The 7,861-nt window shown below is 48.3% G+C and carries 6 protein-coding genes; 4 read left to right on the top strand and 2 right to left on the bottom strand.

Going from position 1 to position 7,861, the window contains the following annotated elements; translation table 11 throughout:
* The first annotated feature begins 137 nt into the window (after positions 1 to 137).
* The 3 genes from L0156_23410 to L0156_23400 all read left to right on the top strand — a co-directional run bounded on the left by L0156_23410 (position 138) and on the right by L0156_23400 (position 4,834).
* Entirely contained in the window at positions 138 to 986 is an 849-nt protein-coding gene (locus L0156_23410) for a hypothetical protein (protein ID MCI0605946.1), read from the top strand.
* A gap of 78 nt (positions 987 to 1,064) precedes the next feature.
* Positions 1,065 to 2,837 carry a hypothetical protein gene (locus L0156_23405; GenBank protein MCI0605945.1) on the top strand — a complete coding sequence of 591 codons (1,773 nt, stop codon included), beginning with the start codon at positions 1,065 to 1,067 and terminating at the stop codon, positions 2,835 to 2,837.
* Between the two features lie 5 nt (positions 2,838 to 2,842).
* Positions 2,843 to 4,834 carry a S9 family peptidase gene (locus L0156_23400; GenBank protein ID MCI0605944.1) on the top strand — a complete coding sequence of 664 codons (1,992 nt, stop codon included), beginning with the start codon at positions 2,843 to 2,845 and terminating at the stop codon, positions 4,832 to 4,834.
* Between the two features lie 92 nt (positions 4,835 to 4,926).
* Here L0156_23400 and L0156_23395 read toward each other — a convergent pair whose 3' ends face one another.
* Positions 4,927 to 5,802: an arginine deiminase family protein gene (locus L0156_23395; protein ID MCI0605943.1), complete on the bottom strand. Its 876-nt coding sequence runs from the start codon at positions 5,800 to 5,802 to the stop codon at positions 4,927 to 4,929.
* Positions 5,799 to 7,052: a peptidase gene (locus L0156_23390; protein MCI0605942.1), complete on the bottom strand. Its 1,254-nt coding sequence runs from the start codon at positions 7,050 to 7,052 to the stop codon at positions 5,799 to 5,801. The genes L0156_23395 and L0156_23390 overlap by 4 nt, the downstream gene beginning before the upstream one ends.
* Here L0156_23390 and L0156_23385 point away from each other — a divergent pair.
* On the top strand, positions 7,052 to 7,861 hold an 810-nt coding region (locus L0156_23385), incomplete at its 3' end, for a hypothetical protein (protein ID MCI0605941.1). The genes L0156_23390 and L0156_23385 overlap by 1 nt on opposite strands.

The following is a 7,861-nucleotide window of genomic DNA, read 5'->3' as shown; positions in this document are numbered from 1 at the left end:
TCGTTACATACCACAGCGGGTATGCGCCTCGCTCGCGCCTTGCCATCAAGCCTGCGAGCCAGCAGCATATGTCATCATATTTATGGGAAGGGACACTTAGCGTCTCGGCGGTTAAGTTGCTGTACAATGTCATTTAAATGAAAAGACTGTTGCTGTTGTTCAGCATTTGTGTCCTTGGGGTTGTCTGGGCCCAACAGATATCTTTCAATGCGGCTCCGCCGAAAGTCGGGCAAACTTTTGTGCGCACCTCCAGCTACAAAATGGATGTGGACGTAATTCTGAAATTCGCCGGGGAATCGCTTCAAGAGCACAATGACGTCTCCACCGTTACCGTTCGAAAAGCCGAAACCATACTGGAAACAAACAGAGACGCCATCACAAAGCTCAAAGTCACATACGAGTTGATCGATCGAAAATCGGTCATTACTGAAGACGACATCCCGGAAAACAAAAAAGGTGAACCCAGCCCAGTACTCGGAAGAACGTATGTGGTTTCGGTTCAAAACGGCGCTGTTAAGGTTACGGATGTTCACGGACTGAAACCATCCAACGATGAAATTGATATTGTGGAGAGTGACTACAAAAACCTGGGAGAAGCGGATAGTTTTCTGCAGGTCTTCAAAAACAAATCCATTCAACCGGGGGAACGAGTGCAAATGCCTGGCATAGTCGCTGAAGGAATCTTTACGGATTCCGAGCATCGCCAGGTCAAAGTAGACAATGCAACTTTTGTTTTGAAAAATGTTCGGCAAAATGCAGCCATTTTCGATACCGCTCTGAAAATGCAATGGAATCAGGATGCGAACACAAGCGTAAAAATGAACGTTGCTGGAGAAACCCATGTGAGCATTCAAAGTAGCAGGATGCTTTCTTCAACTCTAAGCGGAACTGTTCGCGTAACAGGAGCCGAACAGCTTTATAACCGGCTGGTAATGGTGGATGGCAAGGGTAAGATCACAATTACAGAAACCCTGCAGATCAAGTAGGGGCAGGTCTTGTGCCTGCCCTGGATTAGGGCGACCACAGGGTCGCCCCTACAATGTTAAAATGTTCATGGAGGAATCATGAAAACTCTGAAAGGAAATTTCTTAATTCTGCTTCTTCTTTTTGCGGCGCTCGGCTCCGCAGAGGGAATCTCTTTTACAATCGGCACAGATGATTTCTATCTGTCGGTGGGTGATTATGATTATCTCCCTTACGCATTTGCGGCGTCTCCCGCTTACGTGCCTCAGCGGATCAGCTTCTATGATGCGCTAACAGACTATGGTTACTGGGTTCAGGTAAGGCCATTCGGTCACGCCTGGGTTCCTTACGCGTCGCATGGCTGGCGTCCTTACACATATGGTCGCTGGATCTGGACTTCTCATGGTTGGTACTGGCAGGGATACGAACCCTGGGCATGGCTTGCCTACCACTATGGCCACTGGATCTGGAACGCCCAATTTGGATGGACCTGGATTCCGGACTACGATTGGCATCCAGGACGCGTCATCTGGGCTCAAGGTTATGGCACCATCGGTTGGATGCCGTCTCCTCCGCCAGGCTATGACTACAGTCGCGGTTATCTCGACTACATCGGCGAAAACAATCAGTTCGATTACTATGATGAAGATTTCGGATATTACGATGATGAAGACTACAGTTATGGCGGACCCTACTACGATCCACGCTATCGCGATCTTTACTACAATTCGAATTATCAACGAATCGGATTCAATCTCTGGATCTTCATAGGCAACTCTCATTTCGGATACGAAAACTATTCCGATTATTACCTCGACCAGGATTACACACGCTATGTTTTTGAAAGAAGAGTAATCCGGATCAGTTCCGTACCCGTAAAGCGTACGGTAATGGAAAGAGTGGTCAGGCAGAATATTGTTGAGATTCCAGTAGTTGAAAAAGAAATAGAAACAGAGAAGAAGCGAGTTAGAGTCATTGTGCCTCTTGGCGGAGAGGAAGAAAAAGTACGCAAGAACGCGAACCGTGCCGTTAAAGAAGTGATCGCACCTGCATTTGCGGAAAAGCAAAAGGCCTTTAAAGGAGAAAAAGCCAAGAACAGAGCCGCAGTAGCAAGGATTTTCAAACAGGAGAACAAGCCGCCAAAAGTCCAAACCATCAACACGGACGTTGTGATCAAAGAAGCGGAAGTGGCGAAGAAGACGCGCGAGACCAGGCGTGTTCAGAACGTCCAGAAAGAAAAACACGCAGCGGAAGAAGTAGAAAAAGCAGGAAAGGTCCACCAGTCAAAGAAAGCAAAAGAAGCTCAGCCGCCGGTTGACGCTCGCGACTCGCAGTTCAAAAAGCAAAAACCGCCAAAGGCTGAAGAATCCGTAGTCGAAGAAGCTACTCCGGCCAAAAAGAACAAAAGGACCGAAGACGTGAAGGAAGCCGAAGAAGCCATTCCCGCGAAAAAACACAAAAGAGTAGAAGAACCTCAAGAACCCGAAGAGGCTACTCCGACGAAGAAGCATAAGAAGCCAGAACAATATCAGGAACCAGAAGAGACTGCTCCAGCAAAGAAAAATAAGAGAACTGAAGATATTCAAGAGGCCGAAGAGGCTTATCCAACAAAGAAACATAAAAAGACCATTGAAGAAGAACCGGAATATGATGCGCCCGTAGAAAAGCAAAAGAAGAAGAAAACAGTCGAAGAAGCGGAAGAAGAGGTCGCTGATGAAGCGATAGAAGAAGAAGCTGAAGAAGAAGCGGTCCAGGAATCCGGGAAAGAAAAGTCTTCTTCGAAAAAGAAAGAAAGCTCTAAGAAACAAGACAAGAGCAAACAACAAAAATCAAAGAAGAAGGACAAAGAGAAACAAGAAGAAGATCCGAACTGATCTACATGAAAAAACGGGCTTCCTATTTCCTTTGTCTTTTTCTTGCGGTGTCATTTCAGATCTTGGGACCTGAGAAAGAAGTACCGCTCATTCCGCGCAAGCTTCTGTTTGGCAATCCGGAGAAAGCCGATCCCCGAATCTCTCCTGGCGGTACTCGAATCGCTTACCTCGCGCCTTCCGCCGAAGGAGTGTTGAACATCTGGGTAGCGACTGTCGGAAAGAAAGATAACAGGATGGTTACTCACGATCCGGTGCGTGGAATCTACGAGTTTTTGTGGGGTTATAGCGACGATCACATCCTGTTTTTCCAGGACAATAATGGGGATGAGAATGATCATCTGAAAACTGTTGATTTGCGAAATGGAACTGTGCGCGATCTCACTCCCTTTAAAGACGTCCGCGCCACAAACCTGCTAAAGGACGATCAACATCCCGAAGAGGTCATGATCGGACTGAATAAGCGGGATCCACGGCTCTTCGATATGTACCGGGTGAATTTGCTCACAGGTGACATAACTCTGGAAGCGGAAAATCCCGGAGATGTAATCGGGTGGACAACCGACCGGAATTTCAAGATCCGAGCAGCCACGGCCTTTCGGGAAGATCTAAGCACTGCGATCCGCGTCCGTGATTCGATCGATAAGCCCTGGCGCGACCTGCTGGTAACTCCTTTCGAGCGCACACCGTTCCTGGGACAGTACAACGGAGGATCGCTCATCGCTGGGTTTCATGAAAACGGGAAAATTCTGTACGCTGCCACTTCCCTCAACAGTGATACTACTCAATTAGTAGGAATCGATGTTGAAACGGGTAAGATTCTGGAAATTCTGGCTGAAGATCCGGAAGGAGATATGTGGGAAACCGGGGATACTTACGAAGTTCTGATGGATAAAAAATCAGGGACCGTGCAGGCAGCAGCGTTTCACTACATGAAACCTCGTTACAAAGTTATCAGCAAGGCTATAGAACGGGATTTTGCTATCTTAGAGAAGGCGGAATCGGGCGTTTTTAAAATTACTTCCCGCGATATGAAGGATTCCGTGTGGTTGATCAGGTACATCAGCGATGTGAAGCCGGATGTCTATTACATTTATCACCGGGCGTTCAGGAAACTCGAACCGCTTATCCATGTTGAGCCGGAGCTGGAAAAATACACTCTGGCAAGCCAAAAAGGAATTCAGATTACCGCTAGAGACGGAATGAAACTCGTGAGTTTTCTCACGTTGCCGGTCGGACACGAGCCCAAAAATCTGCCTTTTGTGCTGGTGGTGCATGGAGGCCCTTGGCACAGGGACCAGTGGGGATTCGATCCGGAAGTGCAGTGGTTGGCGAATCGCGGTTACGCTGTGTTGCAGGTAAATTTCCGTGGTTCCTCTGGTTTCGGGTTGAAGTACATGAACGCAGGAACGGGACAATGGTGCACCGGGAGCATGCAGAACGATCTGACCGATGCTGTGAAGTGGGCAATCAGCGAAGGAATTGCTGATCCGAAACGAGTCGCAATCTACGGCGGATCTTATGGAGGTTACGCGACCCTTTGCGGAATTGTATACACCCCGGAACTTTATGTGGCGGCAGTGGACATGGTTGGACCTTCCGATGTTGGTTACGCACTAAAATCCTTTCCTGAATACTGGAAGCCGGTTAAAAAAAGGTGGATTAGAAGAATAGGAGTGGATGCGGAAAAGGATGAGGAAAACAATCGCCGGATCTCTCCCCTTTATCATGTTGAGAAAATTCGAACACCTCTATTGATCGCGCATGGCTCCAACGATCCGCGAGTTAAGCAAGAGGCATCGGATCAAATTGTCGCAGCGATGAAGGAACAGAAATTACCTGTCACATATGTTGTTTATCCGGATGAAGGACATGGTCTGAGCCGAGAGCCAAATCGATTGGATTTTTACTTGAGGGCTGAAGAATTCCTTACGCGTTACTTGAAAGGTCGTTTGGAACCCGCACAAAAGATCGATGGCTCTTCCGCACAGGTGAGATAATTTCAAAATTTCACCGCAGAGAACACAGAGATCGCGGAGAGAAAGCATTTCTGTTTATTCCTCTGCGGTCTCAGCGTACTCTGCGGTGAATATCACGCCCGCAAAAGCGGGCGTGTGAGGCAGGTCGGGCCGCCGCTTCCTTTATATGCAATCTCTTTTCCAGAAAACTCCCGGACCTTACAACCCGCTTCCTGCAAACGGGAACGAGTTACCGGATTGCCTTCGACCATCAATACATCCCTTGGTCCGAGCGCCAGGACATTGCATCCAAGCGTGTTGAATTCTTCTTCAGCTACATCAACCATCTTAATGCCGCGAGCAACAAGAAGTTCATACAAAGGAACAGCCATTATCGGACGATAGACCACGGCAAGATCTTCATCCAGCAAACTTATCAAAGACATCAAGTGAAGAACATCGCCAGGTCCCTGCCAGTAAGGCAAGTGAAATCCGAATACGCTGATTTCAAAAGGATTCAGCATCGAATGAAGAGCAGCAACCCCGGCGGCATTCGTGCGAAAGCCATGTCCAACAAGCAAGGTTCGTTTGTCCAGCCAGACCATATCCCCGCCTTCCGCTGTTCCCTTACCATCAATTCTTCCAAGGATTCCAATTCCCCAGTCGCGCAAGGCATCTTCCATTGCGGGCCCTTCTCCGCGCCGTAATTCCTTACCAGTCTGAAAAAGGATCGCGCCGGCGTCCGTAATGATTCCGGGATCATGCGTGTAGATGGAATCCAGTCCCGTGCGCCTGTCGAAATCAAGAGACAAAACCTCTGCGCCGGCAGAACGTAAAATTTCTGTTAGCGCTTCATGTTCATTGATGGCTTTTTCATAATCCGGTCGATCCACGAAATTCAATTGTTTCCATTGCGAATCAATGAAAGACTGGTTTCGAAAAGCTACTTCCGGACTTTTCACGATCACACGACGCAATGGAGCGACCATACTCTGGCAACCAAAAGTCATACTTCACACCACCTGATCATCATACACGCAACGGTTTGCGTAGCAGTGAATAATTGTTCCAGTGAAATAAATTCATTCACCGAATGGGCCTGCGCAACATCGCCTGGTCCATACAAAACAGCCGGCATTCCAGCATTGTTGGTAAAGAATCGCAAGTCTGATCCATACGAAACACCATGAATTGCCGGGACTTTGCCTGTGGTTTCGTAATGGCACTCGGATAGAACTTTGATAACATCAGAATCGAGAGCTGTTTCAGCCGGCTCAAATTGACCTTCGAACCATTCCACCTCCGGTGGATGCTGACTTAACCAGGAATCCTTGTGGGCTTCCTTCCGAATTTTTTGTTCAAACAGTTTTCTTGCTTTATTAAGGTTTTCACCTGGCAGGATACCGTAACGTCCTTCTGCCACCAGATTGTCCGGAACTGTAGAAGGCCAATCACCAGCCTGCACTTTGCCTATACTAATCGGCGCCGGCAATCGATCCTTATATAGAGGATGTTGAAAACCTGCGTTCCGTTCCTTTTCAAGACTCATTAGCAATGCGTGAATGAACAAGAATTTCTCGATGGCGCTGACTCCTTGCTGCCGCATCGCTGCATGAGCTGCAAGACCGGGCACATGCAAACGAAAACTCGCAGCTCCAGCGCCCACTGGACATAGATCAAGCCGCGTTGGTTCCAATATCACCGCGGAATCCGCGCGATATCCCCTTAAAATGGTGGCGAGTGTTCCAATGCCGCCTGTCTCTTCCCCTGTCACGCATTGTATCATCACATCTCCGCGTAAACGCAGTCCCATTTTCTGCAATGTTCGTATCGCCGCGATGCCTGCGACTAAACCTCCTTTCATATCGCATGCACCTCTACCGTACAATTTCCCATCGCGAACGATTCCACTCCACGGACCATCGATCCAGCTTTGCGGATCCCCGGGCGGCACAACATCAACATGTCCGTTGAGTATCAACGACCGTCCACCTCCGGAACCGTGCCAGCGCCCTACGATCACAGGCCTCCCTTCCAAGGGCAATCCATCATCAGAAAAAACAGGATGCTTCTGCAACTCCTCGCGTGATGGCTGCCATGCATCTATTTCCAGACCGAGGCTCGCCAGCTCTTTGCTTAGATATGCTTGAACAGCGCCTTCATTTCCGGTCACGCTTGGAATCCTTACCAGATCCTGGAGAAAGGAGATTGTGCGATCGCCTTCCGCTGCAATCTGTCGTTTGACTTCAGAGATGAACATTGAAATTTCGTTTCACAATTGTAGCGCGAAAACCGGTCTGGTATGATCAAAATCATCCATTTGAAATCGTGAAGAGGCCAGTCAACCCCAATCTCGCGAGCGACATGCCGCTCTCTGATTTAATGAATATCTTCGTTTTTACAGATGGTGATGGAAACACGATACTCGATTCTGCAGCCGGCACCGCCATTTTTGAAGCCACAATTGGAGAATCTTTGGACAAGCTGCCGAATCCTGTGAAATTTGATGTCATTTCCCGTTCACAGATACCAATTTTGATAAGCCAAACCGGACAATTCCCAAAAACTGGATTGAGTCAAATCGAAAATGTAAACGCTGTGGTTGGGGAGAATATACGCTCGGGCGCGTATCGCTCATTTATTCGCGTTTTTGAAGATCCGAAAACTGGCGAGTGTGCTGCGCTTGTAATAGTCTACCGGACAGGCCTCGCTGAGGGCAGAGAATCACCTCCAAGCCTTGCCTTCATAGAAAAACCTTCCACACTGTGTGTATCCTGCAAACAGTCGGAAGCCGCAAAAAAATATCCAATTTACGCTACAAAACCGGCTCCGACCGGGGGGTATACTCTTGAATTCGAAGTTCCTGTTTGTTCCGCATGTGTTGAAAAGTTTCGCATCCAGCACGCCGGCCGTTTTCGTCGCGCTTTTCAAATAGCTCTGGTAACACTGGCGATCGCATTCCTTTTGCCGTGGTTGCTTCCGAAGGGAGAATGGATGCTAATCAATGGAATTCTCCTTCTCGTTGCAATTTGCAGCCTGCCCTCGATCTGGTTTATCAGACACCGGTGG

It is taken from the genome of bacterium, assembly GCA_022616075.1.
GTDB lineage: Bacteria > Acidobacteriota > HRBIN11 > JAKEFK01 > JAKEFK01 > JAKEFK01.
The sequence above is the reverse complement of the archived record's forward strand: the minus strand, read 5'-3'. Positions and strand labels throughout refer to the sequence as shown.